Annotated in this window: 15 protein-coding genes; 12 read left to right on the top strand and 3 right to left on the bottom strand. The window is 67.9% G+C overall.

The window, feature by feature from the left end; genetic code table 11:
- Window positions 1-134 precede the first annotated feature (134 nt).
- Genes ABT313_RS09815 through ABT313_RS09800 form a run of 4 tightly spaced genes read left to right on the top strand, consistent with a single transcriptional unit; the run spans window position 135 to window position 4,906 of the window.
- On the top strand, window positions 135-1,085 hold the full coding sequence (locus ABT313_RS09815; RefSeq protein ID WP_350850615.1) for an ABC transporter permease: 951 nt from the start codon (window positions 135-137) through the stop codon (window positions 1,083-1,085).
- The gene (locus ABT313_RS09810) at window positions 1,082-1,987 is read left to right on the top strand and encodes a carbohydrate ABC transporter permease (protein ID WP_350850614.1); all 906 of its coding nucleotides are present in this window, start codon (window positions 1,082-1,084) and stop codon (window positions 1,985-1,987) included. Before ABT313_RS09815 ends, ABT313_RS09810 begins: the two co-directional genes overlap by 4 nt.
- A 10-nt stretch (window positions 1,988-1,997) precedes the next feature.
- Window positions 1,998-3,650, top strand: coding sequence for an extracellular solute-binding protein (locus ABT313_RS09805; RefSeq protein WP_350850612.1), 1,653 nt, complete (start codon window positions 1,998-2,000; stop codon window positions 3,648-3,650).
- On the top strand, window positions 3,647-4,906 hold the full coding sequence (locus tag ABT313_RS09800; RefSeq protein WP_350850610.1) for an alpha-L-fucosidase: 1,260 nt from the start codon (window positions 3,647-3,649) through the stop codon (window positions 4,904-4,906). Before ABT313_RS09805 ends, ABT313_RS09800 begins: the two co-directional genes overlap by 4 nt.
- 54 nt (window positions 4,907-4,960) lie before the next feature.
- On the opposite strand, the gene ABT313_RS09795 is transcribed toward ABT313_RS09800, so the two are convergent.
- Complete coding sequence (locus tag ABT313_RS09795) at window positions 4,961-5,812, bottom strand: LacI family DNA-binding transcriptional regulator (protein WP_350850608.1); 852 nt, start codon at window positions 5,810-5,812, stop codon at window positions 4,961-4,963.
- A 73-nt stretch (window positions 5,813-5,885) separates the two neighbouring features.
- Here ABT313_RS09795 and ABT313_RS09790 point away from each other — a divergent pair, with 73 nt between their 5' ends.
- From ABT313_RS09790 to ABT313_RS09765, 6 genes are all read left to right on the top strand, one after another.
- Window positions 5,886-7,100 (top strand): ROK family transcriptional regulator, encoded by a 1,215-nt coding sequence (locus ABT313_RS09790; protein WP_350850606.1) that lies wholly within the window; start codon window positions 5,886-5,888, stop codon window positions 7,098-7,100.
- 199 nt (window positions 7,101-7,299) lie between these two features.
- Entirely contained in the window at window positions 7,300-8,997 is a 1,698-nt protein-coding gene (locus ABT313_RS09785; RefSeq protein WP_350850604.1) for an ABC transporter substrate-binding protein, read from the top strand.
- A gap of 9 nt (window positions 8,998-9,006) precedes the next feature.
- Window positions 9,007-9,996, top strand: coding sequence for an ABC transporter permease (locus ABT313_RS09780; RefSeq protein WP_350850602.1), 990 nt, complete (start codon window positions 9,007-9,009; stop codon window positions 9,994-9,996).
- Window positions 9,997-10,011: 15 nt separating this feature from the next.
- Window positions 10,012-10,932 carry an ABC transporter permease gene (locus ABT313_RS09775; RefSeq protein WP_350850601.1) on the top strand — a complete coding sequence of 307 codons (921 nt, stop codon included), beginning with the start codon at window positions 10,012-10,014 and terminating at the stop codon, window positions 10,930-10,932.
- Window positions 10,929-11,825 (top strand): ABC transporter ATP-binding protein, encoded by an 897-nt coding sequence (locus ABT313_RS09770; RefSeq protein ID WP_350850599.1) that lies wholly within the window; start codon window positions 10,929-10,931, stop codon window positions 11,823-11,825. The genes ABT313_RS09775 and ABT313_RS09770 overlap by 4 nt, the downstream gene beginning before the upstream one ends.
- Window positions 11,822-12,622: an ABC transporter ATP-binding protein gene (locus ABT313_RS09765; RefSeq protein WP_350850598.1), complete on the top strand. Its 801-nt coding sequence runs from the start codon at window positions 11,822-11,824 to the stop codon at window positions 12,620-12,622. Before ABT313_RS09770 ends, ABT313_RS09765 begins: the two co-directional genes overlap by 4 nt.
- A 218-nt stretch (window positions 12,623-12,840) precedes the next feature.
- Here the strand turns inward: ABT313_RS09765 and ABT313_RS09760 are convergent, their stop codons facing one another.
- Together ABT313_RS09760 and hemW are read right to left on the bottom strand one after the other, a co-directional pair.
- Complete coding sequence (locus ABT313_RS09760) at window positions 12,841-15,189, bottom strand: polysaccharide lyase 8 family protein (RefSeq protein WP_350850597.1); 2,349 nt, start codon at window positions 15,187-15,189, stop codon at window positions 12,841-12,843.
- A 94-nt stretch (window positions 15,190-15,283) separates the two neighbouring features.
- Complete coding sequence (gene hemW / locus ABT313_RS09755; RefSeq protein WP_350850595.1) at window positions 15,284-16,495, bottom strand: radical SAM family heme chaperone HemW; 1,212 nt, start codon at window positions 16,493-16,495, stop codon at window positions 15,284-15,286.
- An 84-nt stretch (window positions 16,496-16,579) separates the two neighbouring features.
- Here hemW and ABT313_RS09750 point away from each other — a divergent pair, with 84 nt between their 5' ends.
- Complete coding sequence (locus tag ABT313_RS09750; RefSeq protein ID WP_350850593.1) at window positions 16,580-18,595, top strand: MDR family MFS transporter; 2,016 nt, start codon at window positions 16,580-16,582, stop codon at window positions 18,593-18,595.
- Between the two features lie 32 nt (window positions 18,596-18,627).
- Window positions 18,628-19,314, top strand: a complete 687-nt coding sequence (locus ABT313_RS09745) for a Crp/Fnr family transcriptional regulator (protein ID WP_350850591.1) — start codon at window positions 18,628-18,630, stop codon at window positions 19,312-19,314.
- Window positions 19,315-19,391: the final 77 nt, after the last annotated feature.

The following is a 19,391-nucleotide window of genomic DNA, read 5'->3' as shown; positions in this document are numbered from 1 at the left end:
GTTACTAGAAACCGTAGACAGCTCGACCGCCACAGGTCAAGACAAGTTCCAGCCAGCGCTTGACAGCAAGGCTGTGAACGTTTCATGGTTACTGCCAATCACGACAGCAAACGCTTACTATCAGGAGGCGCCTCATGCATCGGCAGGTAGGGCGACGCGCAGCGCGGCGGGCCGGCCCCGGCCCCGGACTGCGCCAGCGGCTCCGGCGGGATCGCACGATGCTGCTGCTGGTGCTACCGGGCTTCCTGTTCTTCGTGGTGTTCCACTACGTGCCGCTGCTCGGCAACGTGATCGTCTTCCAGGACTACCAGCCGTACCTCGGCTTCAAGGGCAGCCCCTGGGTCGGCTTCGGTAACTTCTCCGTCTTCGCAGAGCCGGACTTCTACCGCGCACTGCTCAACACGTTGAAGTTCGCCGTACTCCAGCTGGTCCTGTTCTTCCCCGCGCCGCTCGGTCTGGCGCTGCTGCTCAACAGCATCCTCAGCCCGAAGATCAGACGGTTCGTGCAGAGCGTCGTATACCTGCCGCACTTCATCGGCTGGGTGATCCTGATCTCGATCAGTCAGCAGCTCATCGGCGGCACCGGCCTGCTCCCCCAGCTCCTCGGCGAACTCGGCCTGCCGCGCGTCGACCTCATGACCAGCTCCGGCTTCTTCCCGTGGCTGGTGACGCTGCAGCTGATCTGGAAGGACGCGGGCTGGGGCACGATCATCTACCTCGCCGCGCTGCTCAACATCGACACCGAGCACTACGAAGCGGCCGCGATCGACGGCGCGGATCGGTGGCGAAGGCTGTGGCACGTGACGTTGCCGGGCATCGTGCCGGTCACATTGCTGCTGCTGATTCTCAACCTGGGCAGCATCCTCTCGGTCGGCTTCGAGCAGATCCTGCTCCAGCGCGACGCGGTCGGCGCCGACGCCGCCGAAGTACTCGACACCTACGTCTACTTCCACGGCGTACTCGACGGCCAGTGGGGACCGGCTGCCGCGGTCGGTCTGGTCAAGGGCGTGATCGGCCTGGTCCTGATCCTCGGCGCGAACAAACTCGCCCATCGCTTCGGCCACGAAGGGATCTACAGCAGATGACGACCTCGCAGCGGCTCTCCAACCGGCCACCGTGGATGGAGGCGCCGAGCAGACTCGGGCTGGCGATCAAGGGCGTCGTGATCGCGATCGTCTGCCTGCTGGTGCTCTACCCGTTCGTGAACATCGTCGCCACCAGCCTGGCCGGCGAGTCCGAGATCACCAGACGCGGCGGCATCATCCCGCTGTTCCCGAGCGAGCCGACGCTGGCGGCGTACCGGACGATCTTCGCCGGCGGCGTGGTCAGCCACGCGTTGCTGGTCAGCGCGGGCATCACGATCATCGGTACGGCGCTGAACCTGGTCGTCACGATCGCGCTCGCGTACGGGCTGAGCCGGCCGATCGTCGGCGGCCGGTTCGTGCTCACCGCCGTCCTGTTCACGATGCTGTTCGGCGCCGGCATCATCCCGAACTTCCTGCTGGTCAAGGCGCTCGGCCTCTACGACTCGTACGCCGCGCTGATCGTGCCGGGCCTGGTCAGCGCGTTCAACTTCCTGGTCCTGCGCAACTTCTTCCAGAACATCCCGGCCGAACTGCTGGACAGCGCCCGGATCGACGGCGCCGGCGACCTGGCGATCCTGATCCGGATCGTGCTGCCGCTGTCGAAGGCCGTCCTCGCGGTCGTCGCGCTGTTCTACGCGGTCGGCCACTGGAACGCGTTCTTCAACGCCTTGCTCTACCTCAACGACACCGGCAAGTGGCCGTTGCCGCTCGTACTGCGTCTCTACGTCCTGCAGGGACAGCCCGTCGGCGGCGGAACCGAGTCGCCCGGCGAGGCGGTCGCGTCGATCCAGGCCGTGCAGATGGCGGTCGTGGTCGTGGCGCTGGTCCCGATCCTCTGCGTCTACCCGTTCCTGCAGCGCTACTTCACCAAGGGCGTACTCACCGGCGCCATCAAGGGTTAGGAGAAAGACCGTGACCACCCCATCGCTCAGCCGCAGAAGCTTCCTGCGGAGCGCAGTCGGCGTCGCCGTGATGAGCGCCACCGGCGTACCGGCGCTGGTTGCCTGCAGCAACGGCAGCACGGCGGCCGGCACCGCCCGCGCCTCATCGGTGACGCTCCCGACGTACGTCGCCTTCGCCGGCCCGAAGCCGGATCTCCCTGGTACGGCGGACGGCGTGCCGCCCGGGTACCGGACGTACCCGAAGGACCTCGTCACCACCGTGCCCAAGCCGCCGCTGAACGGCGGCAAGGTCAGCGTGATGACCGACATCTTCGACCCGCTGCCGCCGTCCCGGGACAAGAACGCCGCCTGGCAGGCCGTCGAGCAGAAGCTCGGCGGCACGCTGGACCTGACGATCGTCCCGGACAGCGACTGGGCGACGAAGTTCCAGACCATGCTGGCCGCGAACCAGCTTCCGGACCTGGTGCTGCTCACCGACCCGACCGCGGTCAACAACCTGCCCGCGTTCCTGAAGGCCAAGTGCACCGACCTGACGCCGTACCTGTCCGGTGACAAGGTCAAGGACTACCCGAACCTGGCCAACATCCCCGCGGTGATCTGGCAGGCGTGCGTGGTGCAGGACAAGATCTACGGGCTGCCGATCCCGCGCAGTATCACCGGCGGTGCCGGCTTCTACAACCAGCGGCTGTTCGACGAGGCCGGTGTCGACTACCCGGCCACCGCAGAGGACTTCCTTGCCGCGTGCAAGGAGTTGACCAAGCCGCAGCAGGGCCGCTGGGCGATCGTGAACTCGAAGGGCAACACGTTCTTCACGATGATCCAGCAGATGTTCGGGGTACCGAACGGCTGGCGGCTCGACGGCGGCAAACTGGTCCGCAGCTTCGAGACCCCGGAGTACAAGGCGGCGCTCGAGTTCGCGATCGAACTGGTCAAGGCCAAGGTGCTCGTGCCGGGCTCGGACGGTATCGACGGCACGGCGCGGAAGAACGCGTTCCGGGCCGGCAAGGGCGCGCTGGTGTACGACGGCTTCCCGGGGTACTCCGGCTACGTCAAGGACATGTCCCGCCTGGACCCGAAGAACGATCCGCGCGCGTTCGTCCCGATGGCGCCGAAGGGCGGCAGGGCGAACACCTGGTCGGACAACATCCTGTTCGCGTACACGCTGATGAAGAAGGCCGACGACGCCCGCGCCAAGGAACTGCTCGCGGTCGCGAACTTCTTCGCCGCGCCGTTCGGCAGCAGCGAGAACCTGCTGCTCACGTACGGCGTCGAGGGTGTCGACTTCACTCGCGACGCGAACGGCAACCCGAAGCTGACGAGCAAGGGCGAGGCCGAGCTGACCGTGCCGTGGAAGTACATCACCGCCGCACCGCAGGCCCTCTACAACACCGATTCGCCGACGTACGTCGACCGTGCGCACGAGGATCTGACCAAGCTGATCGGCATGGTCGTCAAGGACCCGACCGCGTCGCTGATCTCGCCGACCAACGACAAGTCCGGAGGTGACATCGGCCAGCCGCTGACCGACGTACGCAACGACGTGATCGCCGGGCGGAAGCCGATCAGCGCGTTCGACGCCGCGGTGAAGAAGTGGGCGAAGGACGGCGGCGACAAGATCCGCGGCGAGTTCGAGTCGGCGCTCGGCGGTGCGAGCCCGCGATGAGCTGGTTGACCGAGGCAAGGTTCGGGCTGTTCGTGCACTGGGGCATCTACGCGGCCGCCGCACGGCACGAGTGGGTGAAGTCGTACGAGCAGCTCACCGACGCCGCCTATCAGCCGTACTTCGACCACTTCTCGCCGGATCTGTACGACCCGGAGCGCTGGGCCGAGGACGCCTGGAACGCCGGGATGCGCTACCTGGTCATCACGACGAAGCATCACGACGGCTTCTGCCTCTGGGACTCCAAGCTGACCGACTACTCGGCGCCGAACACCCCGTGGGGAAAGGATCTGCTCGCGCCGATGGTCGAGGCGTTCCGCGAGCGCGGGTTCAAGATCGGGCTGTACCACTCGCTGCTCGACTGGCACCATCCAGAGTTCCCGGTCGACCTTTACCATCCGCAGCGCAAGGATGTGGACTTCATCGACCGGACGGCGGATCGCGACGTCTCGAAGTACGCCGACTACCTGCATGGACAGGTCCGCGAGCTGCTCACGGAGTACGGGACGATCGACGTGATGTGGTTCGACTTCTCGTACGCCGATCGCGGGTTCAACGCCAAGGGCCCGGACGAGTGGCGGTCGGCGGAACTGCTGCAGATGGTGCGCGAGCTCCAGCCCGGGATCCTGGTCAATAACCGGCTCGGCCTCGGCTCCGGCGACTTCACCACGCCCGAACAGGTCCAGCCGCCGGGCAATGAAGTTGCTGCAGGCAACGGTATGCAGGTGCCGTGGGAGGCGTGCCACACGCTGAACGGCAGCTGGGGCTACCACCGGGACAACCACGACTGGAAGTCGCCCGCGCTACTGATCCGGATGCTGGTCGACGCCGTCTCGAAGGGCGGCAACATGCTGCTCAACGTCGGCCCGAACGGCCGTGGTGCCTGGGAACCGCGAGCGCTCACGGTCCTGGACGGGATCGGCGACTGGATGCGACTGCACGAACGCTCGATCCGCGACTGCGGCCCGAGCACCTACGTCCCACCCGCCGACTGCCGCTACACCCAGAACGGCCGCCGGCTGTACCTGCACATCTTCGCGTGGCCGATGGGACACCTGCACCTGCCCGGCCTCGGCGACAAGGTCTCGTACGCACAATTCCTGCACGACGCGTCCGAGGTCCGGCGCGTCACCGTCGACCCCTCCGCACCCGGCCACACCTACCTCGCCGGTCTGCCGGACAACACGCTCACGCTGAAGCTGCCGAACCGCGCCCCCGACGTCGACAGCTGCGTGATCGAGCTGTTCCTCGACGAATAGCCCCCGGTACGACGAAGGCACCCACCTCGACCCGGTGGGTGCCTTCGTCCTGTCTCAGGTCCGGCTGGTCGTCGACGGCGTCAGCCGGATCGTCGGCTTCGGCACGTGGTACGTCGTCACGTCGGCGCCGTCCATCGCCGCGAGGATCGCCTCGCCGACGATCGTGCCCAGCCCATGGACGTCGACGGTGACCACGCTCAACGGCGGATGCGCGAGCCGGGCCACGGCGGTGTCGTCCCACGCAATGACCGACAGCTCCTCGGGGACCGCGACCTCCAGCTCCTTCGCGACGGTGAGACCGCCGATCGCCATCAGGTCGTTATCGTAGACAACGGCACTCGGGACCCGGTCGCCGGTCAGCAGCTGCCGGGTCGCCTCGCGGCCGGAGTCCTCGGAGTAGTCCCCCTCGATCAGCTCCCCCTGCACGTCGCGCTCCGCGCAAGTGGCGATGAACGCCTCGTCCCGCGCCTGGCAGTGCACCATGTCGCGGGGGCCGCTCACCCTGGCGATGTCACGATGCCCGAGGTCGGCGAGGGCGCGAACCGCTGCCCGGGCGCCTTCGGCGTTGTCGACCAGGACGTTCGTGATCGGGGCCTGCAGCTCAGGCCCGCCGAGCAGCACCCCGGGCGTCCGCAGGCGCACCAGCTCGTCCAGGCGGGGGTCCTCGCTGCGGAGATCGACCATGACGATCCCGTCGACGTACGAGTTGGCCACCCAGCGGCGCCAGATCTCGATCTCGCCGGCGACGTCCGCGGTGAACTCGATCAGCAGGCTGCAGCGCCGGCCGGCGAAGTACTCCTCGATGCCCTGGACGACATCGGCCATGAACGGCTCCATCCCGAGGACCCGGTCAGGACGCGCCAGCACCAGCCCGGCAATGCGATCCCGGGACGTGAGGTCCTGCATAAACTGCCCTCCTAGGCGGCCGTTCCCACTATATTCACAGATCTAACTAACCGGACAGAAGCGGATGGACCCGATGCAGCAGGTCAGCGACTCCTCGCAGTCGCCGGGCTACGATCCGGCGCCGACGAGCAGCCGCGCCCTGATCGTCGACCGCATCCGCTCCGCCGGCACCCTCAGCCGGGTCGAACTTACCCAGCTCACCGGCCTCAAGGCACCATCGGTCACCGCGGTCGTCCGCCGGCTGATCGACGACGGCCTGGTCGCCGAGACCGGCCGCGGGACCTCCACGTCGATCGGCGGCAAACCGCGCACACTGCTGCAGATCCGCGCGGCGGCGCGGTACGTCGTCGGCGTCCACCTGAGCGAGGACCACCTGACGTACGTGCTGGTCGACTACGCCGGCGGCGTCGTCGCGCGCTGGCGGCGGGACGGGCCTGGCGACGAGAGCGACCCCGAGGACGTCGTCGCGCGGGTGGCGGTCGAGACCCGCGAGCTGATCGCGCGCTCCGGGGTCGACCCGGCGCTCGTGCTCGGCCTCGGCTTCGTCTGCCCCGGTCCGCTGATTCGCAACCGCGGGGTGACGTCGGCGCCGCCGTCGATGACGCGCTGGGTCGGGTTCCCGATCCGCAATCGCCTCGAAGAGCTGCTCGGGATGCCCGCTTTGCTCGAGAACGACGCGACCGCAGCGGCCGCGGGCACCCGGCTCACCACCAGCCACGACGTCTCGGTGATGGCTGCGCTGTTCATGAGCGAGGGCATCGGTTCCGGCCTGCGTCTCAACGGCAACGTCTACCAGGGCGCGCACGGCAACGCCGGCGAGGTCGGGCACATCTGTGTGCAGATCGGCGGTCCGCGCTGCTGGTGCGGGGGCACCGGCTGTCTCGAGGCACTGGCCGGACCGGCCGCAGTCGTCGCCAAGGCACGCGCGGCCGGGCTCGACCTCGGCTCGCACCGGCACTCCGGCGTCGCCGCCTTCTCCGCCATCGCCCGGCTCGCGCTGAGCGGGGACTCTCGCGCGGAGGCGATCATCCGGGACAGCGCCGCGTGGATCGCCCTCGGCGCGCAGACGATCGCCAACATGTACGACGTACAGCTGCTGGTCCTCACCGGCCCGGCCTTCGCCGTCGCCGGAACGATCTACCTGCCGATCCTGCAGGAGCGCATCCTAAGCTCGGTCTTCGGCCGCAGCGTAGGCACCGAGGTCGTCCTCGACGAACGCGGCCACGACGCCGCCGCCATCGGCGCCGCCCTGATGATGCTCAAATCCGACCACGCCCTCTCGGCGTAGCCCCCCTCTCCCGTCGCCCGCCCGCCTCGCGGCCGGGCGCTCGCGACCGTATGCGGTCAAATCGTTACCCGGGTGAACTCTTGCGCCAAGTTTATTAGGCCAACTAAGTTACCGCCCAGCTTCCCTGGCCGGGTGCCGGGTGACGCGTTCCAAGGACCGCGTTGGTGCGGACCATGCATGCCCGGAAAGGACTCCCCCCATGCTCCGGAACTCCACGAACCGCCCGCGGCTGCGGCGCCTGGTGAGCGCCGTCGCCGCCGTGACCGCGACGGCGCTGACGCTCGGCGCCTGCTCGGGCGCCGCCACCGGCGGCCAGGCCGCAGGCACCAAGGACGCCTCGATCACCGTCGCCGCCGGCGACATCACCGCGAAGAACTTCAACCCGTTCAGCAGCACCGCGCTGCAGCCGACGCTCGGCGTCATCTACGAGCCGCTGTACTGGTACAACTTCGCCAAGCAGTCCGAGGCGACCCCGGTGCTCGCGACCGGCTACTCCTGGAACGCCGCCGGCACCGAGCTCACGATCAAGCTCCGCCACGGCGTCAAGTGGAACGACGGCCAGCCGTTCACCGCGACGGACGTCGCGTACACGTTCAACCTGGTCGCGAAGACCCCGGCGCTGAACCCGTCCGGCCTGGCCGCGACGGCCAAGGCGACCGCGGACGACACCGCCGTACTGACGTTCAAGTCGAAGTCCCTGATGCAGGAGCCGGCCGTCCTCGCCAACCAGGCGATCGTGCCCGAGCACATCTGGAAGGACATCAAGGACCCGACCACGAACCTGAACGAGAACCCGGTCGGCACCGGTCCGTTCAAGCTGAAGTCGTTCACGCCGCAGAGCTACGTGCTGACCAAGAACGACCAGTACTGGGAGACGGGCAAGCCGACCATCAAGGAGGTCCGTTACCTGCCGGTGCAGTCGGCGGACGCGGCCAGCGCGGCACTCGTGGCCGGCAAGGTCGACTGGGCGAGTGCGTACCTGCCCGGGATCGACAACATCATGAAGTCCAACAAGGACCTGACCTACGTCAACACTCCCGTCATGACGACGGTCATCGTGACCTGCTCCAACGCCCAGCTCGGATGCGCCGGTCCGCAGACCGATCCCGCCGTACGCAAGGCGATCTACCTGGCCATGAACCGCGAGCAGCTCGCCAAGCTGGCCGGCGGCGGAGTCGCGGGCGTCGGATCGCCCACCCTGCTGCTTCCGGGCCGCGACGACGGCTGGATCGCGGACGCCGGCTCGGCCAAGCTTCCGCAGAGCGCGAACGCCGACGAGGCGGGCAAGCTCCTCGACGCGGCCGGCTGGACCAAGGGCAGCGACGGCGTACGGACGAAGGCCGGTAAGCGGCTGACCCTGACCGTCCAGACCGTGACGGGCTGGAGCGACTACATCTCGATCAACGACACGCTCAAGCAGCAGCTGGCCGCGGTCGGCATCGAGCTGAAGCCCAGCCAGGTCTCGTGGAACGAGTGGAACGCCGCCCAGACGAACGGGAAGTTCCAGCTGTCGCTCGACTCCGTCGGCCTCGGCGCGTCCACGAACCCGTACTTCACCTACGACAGCAAGCTCGCCTCGACGAACACCGCAGCGGTCGGCAAGAGCGCGTCGGCCGGCAACCAGTCCCGGTTCTCGAACCCGACTGTCGACGCGGCCCTCACGGCAGCGGCCGGTACGACGGACCAAGCCGCGCAGAAGGCCGCGTACGCGAAGATCCAGGGCATCATCGCGGACCAGCTGCCGTACATCCCGGTTTACGTGAACTCGATGCTGACCGAGTTCAACACCTCGCGTGCGACCGGCTGGCCGACCAAGGACAACACCTACGTCCTGCCCGCGGCCTGGAAGGCGTGGGACGCCGGGATCGTGCTCAAGACCATCACCCCCGCCAAGTAGCGGCCGACTGTGCGCTACCTGCTGAGAAAGCTCGTCTTCTACGTCGCCGCGCTCTGGGCAGCACTGACACTGAACTTCCTGATTCCCCGGCTGATGCCGGGGAACCCGGTCGACCTCATGCTGTCCAAGCTGGCGACCAAAGGTCCGGTCACGCCGACGACCCGGGCAGCCATCGAGGCACTGCTCGGGACGGACACGCACTCGTCCCTGTGGGCGCAGTACTGGAAGTACCTGCACCAGCTGGTGTCGGGGAACCTCGGGACCTCGATCGCGTACTTCCCGGAGCCGGTGTCCCAGGTCATCGGGCAGACGCTGCCCTGGACCGTCGGCCTGATCGGGCTGGCGACGGTGATCTCGTTCGCCGTCGGCATCCTGCTCGGCCGGGCCGCCGGCTGGCGTCGCGGTTCGTGGATCGACAACCTGATCCCCGTCACCACGATGCTGCAGTCGGTCCCGTACTTCTGGCTGGCTCTGTTGCTGCTGTTCCTGCTCGGCAGCACCTGGCCGGTCTTCCCGCTCAACGGCGGCTACGACGTGTACTCCGTGACGCCGGGCTGGAACCTGCCGTTCGTCCAGTCGATCGTGTACCACGGCACGCTCCCGGCACTGACGATCGTCATCTCGTCGATCGGCGGCTGGATGCTCGGGATGCGCAACATGATGGTGTCGACGCTGTCCGAGGACTTCGTCGTCACCGCCGAGGCGAAAGGGCTGACGCCGCGCCGGATCCGTTCGCGGTACGTCGCCCGGAACGCGATCCTGCCGTCGATCTCCGGTTTCGCGATCTCGCTCGGCTTCGTGGTCGCGGGTTCGATCGTCACCGAGGCGGTGTTCACCTACCCCGGCATCGGCTCCGCGCTACTGCTTGCCGTCGGCAACAACGACTACGCGCTGATGCAGGGCGTGTTCCTGATCATCACGCTCGCGGTCCTCGGCGCCAACCTGCTCGTCGACCTGCTGTACGGCGTCATCGACCCGCGCACCCGCGCACGATCCTGAACGGGGTGAACTGATTTGGCCATCACCACTGAAGGAGCGGCGCAGGCGGCGACCTCGGCGGCGGCGCCGGCCAGACGCCGGCTGCCGCCGATGACGCTGAAGCTGGCCGTCGGCCTGGGCATCGCCGGCGTGATCGTCGTGTTCGGCGTCGTCGGTCCGCTGCTCGTCGGAAATCCGTCCACCGTCCGGGACATGGGCCTGACCGGCCCGGGCAACGGCTTCCTGCTCGGCACCACGCAGACCGGTCAGGACGTGTTCGCCCAGCTCGCCTACGCAACCCGAGGCTCGCTCGTCATCGGCCTCGTCGTCGGCGCGCTCACGCTGCTGCTGTCGTCGTTCTTCGGCATCGTCGGGGCGTTCGTCGGCGGCTGGGCGGACGAGGCGTTCTCCCTGTTCACCAACATCATGCTCGTCATTCCCGGCCTGCCGCTGGTGATCCTGATCTCCAGCTACGTGCCGAACAAATCCATCTGGCTGGTGGCCGCGGTGCTCGCGATCACCAGCTGGGCCGGGTCCGCGCGCGTCCTGCGCGGCTTCACCCTGAGCGTGCGCAGCCGCGACTACGTGCTGGCGGCAAAGATCAGCGGCGAGAAACGCTGGCGGATCCTGTTCGTCGAGATCCTGCCGAACCTGATCCCGCTGCTCGCGTCGCAGGTCGTGTTCGCGGTGATCTTCGCGATCCTCGGCGAGGCGGGCTTGTCGTTCCTGGGCCTCGGCGCGTCCGGTTCGTTCACCTGGGGCACGATGCTGTTCTATGCGCAGAACGGGCTCGCGCTGCGGCTCGGCGCCTGGTGGTGGTTCGCGCCGCCGGGGCTGGCGATCGCGCTCTTCGGCGCGGCGCTGTCGCTGATCAACTTCTCGATCGACGAGATCATCAACCCGAAGCTGCGCTCGCAGACGCGGGCCGAGCGCAACAAGTGGAGCGTGAAGGCATGAGCGGTCCCGTGCTCAGCATCGAGAATCTCAGCATCGACTACCTGGCCGAGACCACCGTGCACGCCGTCCGCGAGGTCTCGCTGACGCTGGAACGCGGCGAGATCCTCGGCCTCGCGGGCGAGAGCGGCTGCGGGAAGTCGACTCTCGCGTACGCGATCACCCGGCTGCTCAAACCCCCGGCCCGGATCACCTCCGGGCGGGTCGTGTTCTCGTCGCGCGAAGGGTACGACGTCGACCTCGCCGGCCTGTCCGGCGACGATCTGCGGGCGTTCCGCTGGGACAAGATCGCGATGGTCTTCCAGGGCGCGATGAACTCGCTCAACCCGGTACTGCGGATCTCCGAGCAGCTCGAGGACGTGTTCATCACGCATCGGCCCGAGGTGCCCAAGGCCGAACGCAAGATCCGCTGCGGCGAGCTGCTCGAACGGGTCGGCGTCGATCGGAACCGGCTGCGCGCGTATCCGCACGAGCTGTCCGGCGGGATGCGGCAGCGGGTGATGATCGCGATGGCGCTCGCGCTCGAGCCGCAGGTGCTGATCATGGACGAGCCGACGACCGCGCTCGACGTGGTCGTACAGCGGGAGATCCTGCTCGAGATCACCCGACTGCGGGCCGAGCTCGGGTTCGCGGTCGTGTTCATCACCCACGACCTGCCGCTGCTGCTCGAGATCAGCGACCGGATCGCGGTGATGCGGGCCGGTCTGATCGTCGAGCTCGACGACGCGATCACGCTCTACACCCAGCCCAAGCATCCCTACACGCGGCGGCTGCTGTCGTCGTTCCCGAGCCTGACCGGCGACCGCGGCGGCTTCGTCCGCAGCGGCGACCTCGACGACGTGGAACTGGACGAGACCGAGCAGACCGTGGAGGCCGTCGAAATGGAGAGCCGATGAGCGTGCTCGAGATGCGTGAAGTGGTCAAGGAGTACCGGCTGCGAGAAGGTCTGCGGACCACCCGGTTGCGGGCCGTCGACAACGTCAGTTTCGAGCTGACCCCGGGGCGCACGATCGCGCTCGTCGGGCAGTCCGGTTCGGGCAAGTCGACGATCGCCAAGTTGCTGATGCAGCTCGAGCGGCCGACGTCCGGATCGATCCTGGTGGACGGCGAGCCGATGCAGTACCGCGGTGCGCGCGCGGCGGCGTACCGGAAGGCTGTGCAGATGGTGTTCCAGGATCCGTTCGGGTCGTTGAACCCGTACCACACGATCGGCCATCACCTGGCCCGGCCGGTGAAGCTGCATCATCCGGACTTCACCCGTGACCGGGTGACTGATCGGGTGCTGGAGCTGCTGCGGCGGGTGCGGCTGGACGAGGACTTCGTCGGCCGGAAGCCGCACGAACTGTCCGGTGGCCAGCGGCAACGAGTTGCGATCGCGCGGGCGCTCGCGCCGGAGCCGGCCATCCTGGTCGCGGACGAGCCGGTGTCGATGCTCGACGTCTCGATCCGGCTCGGCGTCCTCAACCTGCTGGCCGCCCTGCAGCGGGAGGAGAACCTCGGGGTCCTCTACATCACCCACGACCTCGCGACCGCACGTCACTTCAGCGACGAGATCATGGTGCTGTACCACGGCGCGGTCGTCGAGCACGGACCGGCTGACGACGTGATCCTGAATCCGCAGCACGAGTACACCCAACTGCTCGCCGAGGCGGCCCCGGCGCCCGAACGCCGCCTGGCCGAACTCCGCCCCTGAGCCGACCGCACCAGCTCGCCCCAGGGCAGCACCCGGCCGCGGTGACGAGGACACCCCGGCCGGGAGCTGCAAATCTGCCTTGATCCACGACTCGGCACTCGGGGCCGGAAACCTCCGGCTGGCCACCGAGGTCAGCCACCACTCTAAATCCCTTCTTCTCTCTGGCTTTCCTTCAATCTCTTTCTTGCAGGCTCACCTGGGACGTCTGAATAACCCTCTCAGTGGAACGACGCGGTGTGCGTCTTGCCGTTGGTGTCGCCAACGGCGATGTCGAGGACCAGCTGCCGCCCGGTCTCGACCACGGTCACGCTGTCGTCCTTCGTGACCGCGCTGCCGATCGGCTTCTTGATCGTCAGCCTCACGGTCTGCACGGTCCGGCTCGGATCGGACACGGCAACCGTTGTCGTCCGTCCGTCCTTGCCGATCACCACCGACGCCGGCCCGTCGCTGGTGATCTCGGCTACCTGGCCGGCCACCCAGAAGTTGACGAGCGTCAGGCCATCCCGGTGGGACCGGATCGCCTGAACATTCGCGCTGTTGGAGAGCACAGTCAGACCGGGGTCATGTGCGCGCTCGGCCGTCTCCCGGCTGGATGCTCTGGGCAACAGGATGTAGGCGTACTCGCCGGATGCGGTGCCGTGCTCGAAGACCAGCTTCGCGTAGCGGCGCGTGTGCGGGGTGGTCGAACCGGCCGTGTCGTTGCCGATATTGATCTCTGACCAGGACCCGGTCCGGTCCTCACGCTCGGTCCGCAGGCGGCCGCCGCTCGGGAAGATGTAGCCGGCGACGCCGTCCAGGTGCGCCCAGCTCGGGTCGTCGTACGTGCCGGTTGCAGGTCGGCCGTTGACGAGCAGGGCCGCGGTGCCGCTCTCGTGCAGGTTGCGGTTCTCGACGATCGTCTCGACCGGGTAGCCGTCGGTCCCGGTGATACCGGCGCCCAGGGCAACGACCGAGTCACGCAGACAGAACCACGACTTCCTTGCCTGCAACGTCTTGTCGTAGTTGATCAAGTGCATACCGACAGCGCCGGCCACGTTCTTGTACGACGCGCCGCCGACCCACTCGGCGTACGCGGCAACGGTCCCGGTGCCTGCGCCGGTGCCGCCGGGTTGCCGCGGTTGCGTGCTGACCGTCGTACCGGGCATGCGCTGGGCGTCGACAGTCGGCCAGTACGCGTCGTAGTACTGGGACCGGTCGTCGGTGTAGAGGTAGGTCATGCCGTCGCCGACGTACCAGCCGCGGAGGTTCTCGCCGTTGCCCCACTCGTAGCGGGCCATCCGCTTCGACGACATCGCGATCGCGAAGATCCAGCCGGGGCGGCGATGGACGACGCGGTCCTGGTTGTAGAACTGGAAATGCCGAGGGTCGGCGGGTGCGGGTTTGACGGCGGTGTCGGCGAGCAGGGCCTTGGCGCGGGAGATCTCGGGGATCGATGCGCCGGGCAAGTAGTCGTTGAGACGGTCGCGGGTGATCCAGCCTTTGGCGAGGCCCTTGAAGCGGGACGCGTACGGCTCGGCGACACCGCTTGCCAGCAACAGCACGGTCGACGTGGTGGCATGGCCGTTGCGGTGGTCGCCGGCGGCCTCGCGGGAGATCGCGCGGCCCGAGACGCAGTCCATCATCAGGCCGTCGGTCATGAACGGCGCGAAGCTCGCCTCGACCGCGTCGAGGAGTACGGCGCGGTTGGGATCGGCGATCTCCCAGGTCGAGCCGCCGAGGAGGGCGGTGAGGTTCGCGACTCCGCCGAGCGCGACGTTGCCGTAGGTGCCGATGTACGCGAGGTTGCCGTGCTGGATGAACGAGCCGTCGCGGTAGAAGCCGTCGCCGCTGCTGACGTAGGTGAAGATGCTGTTCTTGCCGGACTCGGCGACGTCGCTGAGCGCGTCGCGGCCGGCCGCGAGCTTGTCGGCGGACTTACCGACGATGCCGCGGAGGGCGGTGATCAGCGCCTTGTCGACCCGGTTCGCGCCGGTCTCGCGGAGGGTCGGCGAGTTGGTCCGGCGGTTCGGGTCGGGGACGAAGTGGTCGACGGCTTTCAGGTACGTCGTCAGCTGGTCGGCGTCGAGGGTGTCGTACGCAAGGATGCAGGTGTCGAGGAGAGCGCGGGGTGCGCCGATCTCCCAGAACCACCAGTTGCCGGTCTCTTTGAGGGTCTCGTTGTAGGCACTCGCGTTGAGGAAGTCGAGGGCGCCGCTCAGCTCGTCGGCCCAGTCGGTGCTCTGCGTGGTCGCGCGGGCCAGTGCCATCGTCTTCAGGCGGGTGTAGCTGATCGAGAAGTTCCCGCTGGTCGGGCTCAACGGCAGATCCGGCCAGAGCGCGGTCCGATCAGCGGTGGTGATCATCGTGCCGGCGTATTGCTGCGCCTGTGCGGTCAGCTTGCCGAGCGCGTCGGCGTACGCCGGGTCTCCTCTGTCGATCGCGCCACCGGTGTTGAGCTCGGTCCAGCGGGCCCGGAGTACGTCGTACTCGTCCTCCGCGAACGCGTCTGTGGGCAGACTTATCGCACTCAGCGCGCCGGCGGCAACCCCGGCCTGAAGCAACAGTCGACGACGAAAACTGGGCGGCATCGCGACTCCTCATACGGCAGTAAACGCTTACCGTAGATCCTGCCGCCTGCGCACAACAGTCGTCAACAGCCCACTGCGATCACTTCTGATCACTTCACGGAAGCAGATCCCTCACCACAGCATCAGCCAACAACCGGCCCCGATCGGTAAGCACCAGCCGCTCCCCGTTCATCACCGCTAGACCGTCCTCGATCACCTGCGCGGCGGCACTCCGGCCCGGCTCGTCCAGGACCTCTCGTGGCAGGCCGGCCTCCAAGCGGATCTCGAGGAGGACTCGTTCGATGCGGCGGGTTTCTTCGTCGAGGATTTCGCGGGCCTGGGCGGGGCTTTGGTTGGTGTTCAGGCGGTCGGCGTAGGCGCTGGGGTGCTTCACGTTCCACCAGCGGGTGCCGCCGACGTGGCTGTGGGCGCCGGGACCGATGCCCCACCAGGTGTCGCCTCGCCAGTAGAGCTCGTTGTGGCGGCAGCGGGCCGCGGTACTGCGGGCCCAGTTGGAGACCTCGTACCAGCGCAGGCCTTCGGCGGACAGCAGCTCGTCGGCCAGGACGTACTTGTCGGCGAGATCGTCGTCGTCGGGCATCGGCAGCTCACCGCGCCGGATCCGCCGCGCCAACTGCGTCCCGTCCTCGACGATCAACGCATACGCGCTGACGTGATCGGGCTGCGCGGACAGCGCCGACTCCAGCGAAGCGCGCCAGTCGTCGAGCGACTCGCCTGGCGTGCCGTAGATCAGATCGAGGTTGACGTGCTCGAAGCCGGCCGCGGTCGCCTCCTTGACCGCCTGCAAGGCTCGCCCGGGAGTGTGCTGCCGGTCGAGGATCTTGAGCACATGCGACGACGCACTCTGCATGCCGAAGCTGACCCGGTTGAAGCCGACCGCCCGCAGCTCCTCGAGGTACGCCGGGTCGACCGACTCCGGGTTGGCCTCGGTCGTCACCTCCGCGTCGGGAGCCAGCCCGAACTCGTCGCGTACGGCGGCCAGCATCTTCCCGAGATCGGCGGCAGGCAGCAACGTCGGCGTACCGCCCCCGAAGAAGACGGTGTCGACCGGCCGGTCCAGCTCTCCCAGCACCCGCCGGGCCAGGAGCACCTCGCGGACCGCGGTCTCGGCGTACGACGCCTGCGAGCCACCGCCGCCGAGCTCACGCGCGGTGTAGGTGTTGAAGTCGCAGTACCCGCACCGCGACGCACAGAACGGCACATGCAGGTAGAACCCCAACGGCCGGTCCGCGGCCTCGCGGACGGCAGACTCCGGCAACGCCCCGTCCCGGGGCGCAACCTCCCCCTCGGGCAATGTCGACGGCACCAACCCATCTTACGGAACCGTTTCGACACCGGATCTCCGTCGGTTCGTGGTCACAGAATGTCCGGAGGCGGTTACATTCGGCTCATGGAGACCGAGGCTCAGCCTGTCGGACGCGGCACCCGGAACGCGGTGGTCGTCGCGATCATGCTCGGAATGTTGCTCGCGGCCCTCGATCAGACGATCGTCGCGACCGCGCTGCCCACGATCGTCAGCGACCTCGGCGGCGCCAACCACCTGTCCTGGGTGGTCACGTCGTACCTGCTGGCCGAGACGATCATGACCGCGCTGATCGGCAAGTTCGGCGACCTGTACGGGCGCAAGCCGATGTTCCTGATCAGCGTGGTGCTGTTCCTCGGTGGCTCGGCGCTGTGCGGGATGGCCGACTCGATGCTGTGGCTGGTTGGCTCCCGCGCGTTCCAGGGCCTCGGCGCCGGCGGCCTGATGGTGACCGCGATGGCGGTGATCGCGGACGTCGTACCGCTGAGCGAACGCGGCAAGTACCAGGGCGTGATGGGCTCGGTGTTCGGCGTCTCGACGGTCGCCGGCCCGCTGCTCGGTGGGCTGTTCGTCGACCACCTGAGCTGGCGGTGGGCGTTCTACGTGAACATCCCGCTCGGCATCGTCGTACTGATCGTTGCCTCGATCACCCTTCCCTCGGTGAAGGCTGCGGTCGGGCCGAAGATCGACTACCTCGGCATCCTGTTCATCGCGCTCGCCGCGACCGGGCTGACGCTGGTGACGACATGGGGCGGCAACGAGTACGACTGGACGTCGCCGGTCATCATCTCGATGGCGATCGGATCATTGGTTGCCCTGGGCCTCTTCATCCTGGTCGAACGACGGGCCGCGGAACCGTTGCTGCCGTTGCGGTTGTTCCGGTCCGGGGTATTCACGGTGTGCGCGGTGATGAGCTTCATCATCGGGTTCGCGATGCTCGGCGGAGTCACGTACCTGCCGACGTACCTGCAGTTCGTGCACGGCGCTTCGGCGACCGAGTCCGGCCTGCAGATGCTGCCGCTCGTCTGCGGACTGCTGGTCGCGTCGATCGTGACCGGCCAGACCATCAGCAAGACCGGCCGCTACCGGCTGTTCCCGATCGTCGGCACGATCCTGATCGGTGTCGGGCTGTTCCTGCTGTCCCTGCTCGACAACTCCACGCCGTACGTCGTGACGGCCGGTTACATGGTCGTGCTCGGACTCGGCGTCGGGCTGTGTATGCCGGTCCCGACGGTCGTCGTCCAGAGCACCGTCGACTACACGGACCTCGGGGTCGCGACGTCCGGGGTGAGCTTCCTGCGCACGATGGGCAGCTCGTTCGGGGTGGCCGTGTTCGGGTCGATCTACTCCCACCAACTGCCGGTCCACCTCGCGGAGGCCGTCAAGGCCACCGGCGCGGATCCGCGGGTGGTGACAACGGTCGAGGGCGTGCGCAAGCTCCCCGAGTCGATGCGGTCTGCGGTGACGGCGGCGTACGCCGATTCCTTGCACACGGTGTTCCTGTGGGCCGTCCCGGTGGCGGCGCTCGGGTTCATCACGGCCCTGCTGCTGAAGGAGGTCCCGCTCCGCGACACCGCGCGGATGGCCGCCTCCGACGTCGGTGAGAACTTCGCGGCGCCGTCGTCGTTCGACTCCGAACACGAACTCCAGAAGCTCGCGGCCCTCGTCGTACGGCACCACAAGCGCAACCCCGCGCCCGAAGTGCTGGCCGAATCCGGTCTCCCGCTCAGCAACGCCGAGGCTTGGATGATCATGCGCGTCTTCCGCGGCGGCGCCGAGAAGGGCTCCGCGACCCTGTCCGAGATCACCGGCGACCTCCGCATGCCACCCGGCGCGCTCGAACCGCTCGCGAGCCAACTGGTTGCCGACGGCTACCTTTCCGAGACTCTCGGCCACTACCGCTTCACCCAGCTCGGCATGGAGATGTTCCAACGCTTCGTCGGCGCCTTCCGGATCTGGATGCTCGACCGCCTCACCGACTGGGACCCCGAGAACTCCGAGGCCTTCTCCCAGGCCGTCGACCGAATCGCCGAGCAAATGATCGACCAGGGCCAATCCCTCACCACCGGCAAACACGCCGCCGCCTTGGTAGGTACTCAGTAGCTTCGGCGGGGGTGGTGGCCCATGCTGGAGGGATGGCTGATGGGGACGTGGCGGCGGCGATGGCCGGTAGCTTCCTCGGGGGGCTGCCGGGTGAGTTGATCGAGCGGTTGCTGGTGACGGGTGATCGGATCGATTACCCCGCCGGCACGACGCTGTACCGGGAGCGCTCCTCGCCGCGGGCCATGGTGGTGGTTCGCGGCTTGCTGCGGGTCTACATGTCCTCGCCGGAAGGGCGGCAGGTGACGGTCCGGTACGCGCGGGCTCGCGACGTACTCGGGATCGCCGTGGTGGTCGCGGGGCCGGCCGATGTCGGCGTACAGACGCTGTCGGACTGCACGTTGTTCCGGATCGACGCGGGACTGCTGACGACCGCTGCGCGGACCGACAGCCGGGTCGGGTGGGCGGTCGCGGAGGAGCTCAGTCGCCGCCTGTACGAGAACCTGCAGCAGACCGCGGTCAACGCCTTCGGCACAGTCCGTCAGCGGGTCGCTTCGCACTTGCTCGACCTGGCGTCGACCCAGCAGGGTCCGCGCGGCGAGCTCGTCGCCCGGGTGTCCCAGCAGGACCTCGCCGACTCGGTCGGGTCGGTCCGCGAGGTGGTGGCGCGCGTACTGCGGGAGCTCCGTCTGGCCGGGCTGGTCGCCACGTCTGCCGACCGGGTCCACATCCTCGATCCCACCGGTCTCCACGACCAGACCTGGAACCCCGACGACACGTGACCTCGGTAACGCCCGCGCACTACAAAAGTCACAGACGCGACCACCACCCCGGACGAAGACTGATGCCCTCGGCCCCG

Source organism: Kribbella sp. NPDC000426 (assembly GCF_040300265.1).
Classification (GTDB): Bacteria; Actinomycetota; Actinomycetes; order Propionibacteriales; family Kribbellaceae; genus Kribbella.
The sequence above is the reverse complement of the archived record's forward strand: the minus strand, read 5'-3'. Positions and strand labels throughout refer to the sequence as shown.

Excerpts from the sequence above, each read along its gene's own strand:
- ABT313_RS09815 (WP_350850615.1), top strand. The coding sequence starts at position 135 with ATGCATCGGCAGGTAGGGCGACGCGCAGCGCGGCGGGCCGGCCCCGGC.
- ABT313_RS09750 (WP_350850593.1), top strand. The coding sequence starts at position 16,580 with ATGGAGACCGAGGCTCAGCCTGTCGGACGCGGCACCCGGAACGCGGTG.
- ABT313_RS09770 (WP_350850599.1), top strand. The coding sequence starts at position 10,929 with ATGAGCGGTCCCGTGCTCAGCATCGAGAATCTCAGCATCGACTACCTG.
- ABT313_RS09785 (WP_350850604.1), top strand. The coding sequence starts at position 7,300 with ATGCTCCGGAACTCCACGAACCGCCCGCGGCTGCGGCGCCTGGTGAGC.
- ABT313_RS09790 (WP_350850606.1), top strand. The coding sequence starts at position 5,886 with ATGCAGCAGGTCAGCGACTCCTCGCAGTCGCCGGGCTACGATCCGGCG.
- ABT313_RS09810 (WP_350850614.1), top strand. The coding sequence starts at position 1,082 with ATGACGACCTCGCAGCGGCTCTCCAACCGGCCACCGTGGATGGAGGCG.
- ABT313_RS09760 (WP_350850597.1), bottom strand. The coding sequence starts at position 15,189 with ATGCCGCCCAGTTTTCGTCGTCGACTGTTGCTTCAGGCCGGGGTTGCC.
- ABT313_RS09745 (WP_350850591.1), top strand. The coding sequence starts at position 18,628 with ATGGCTGATGGGGACGTGGCGGCGGCGATGGCCGGTAGCTTCCTCGGG.
- ABT313_RS09800 (WP_350850610.1), top strand. The coding sequence starts at position 3,647 with ATGAGCTGGTTGACCGAGGCAAGGTTCGGGCTGTTCGTGCACTGGGGC.
- ABT313_RS09765 (WP_350850598.1), top strand. The coding sequence starts at position 11,822 with ATGAGCGTGCTCGAGATGCGTGAAGTGGTCAAGGAGTACCGGCTGCGA.
- ABT313_RS09795 (WP_350850608.1), bottom strand. The coding sequence starts at position 5,812 with ATGCAGGACCTCACGTCCCGGGATCGCATTGCCGGGCTGGTGCTGGCG.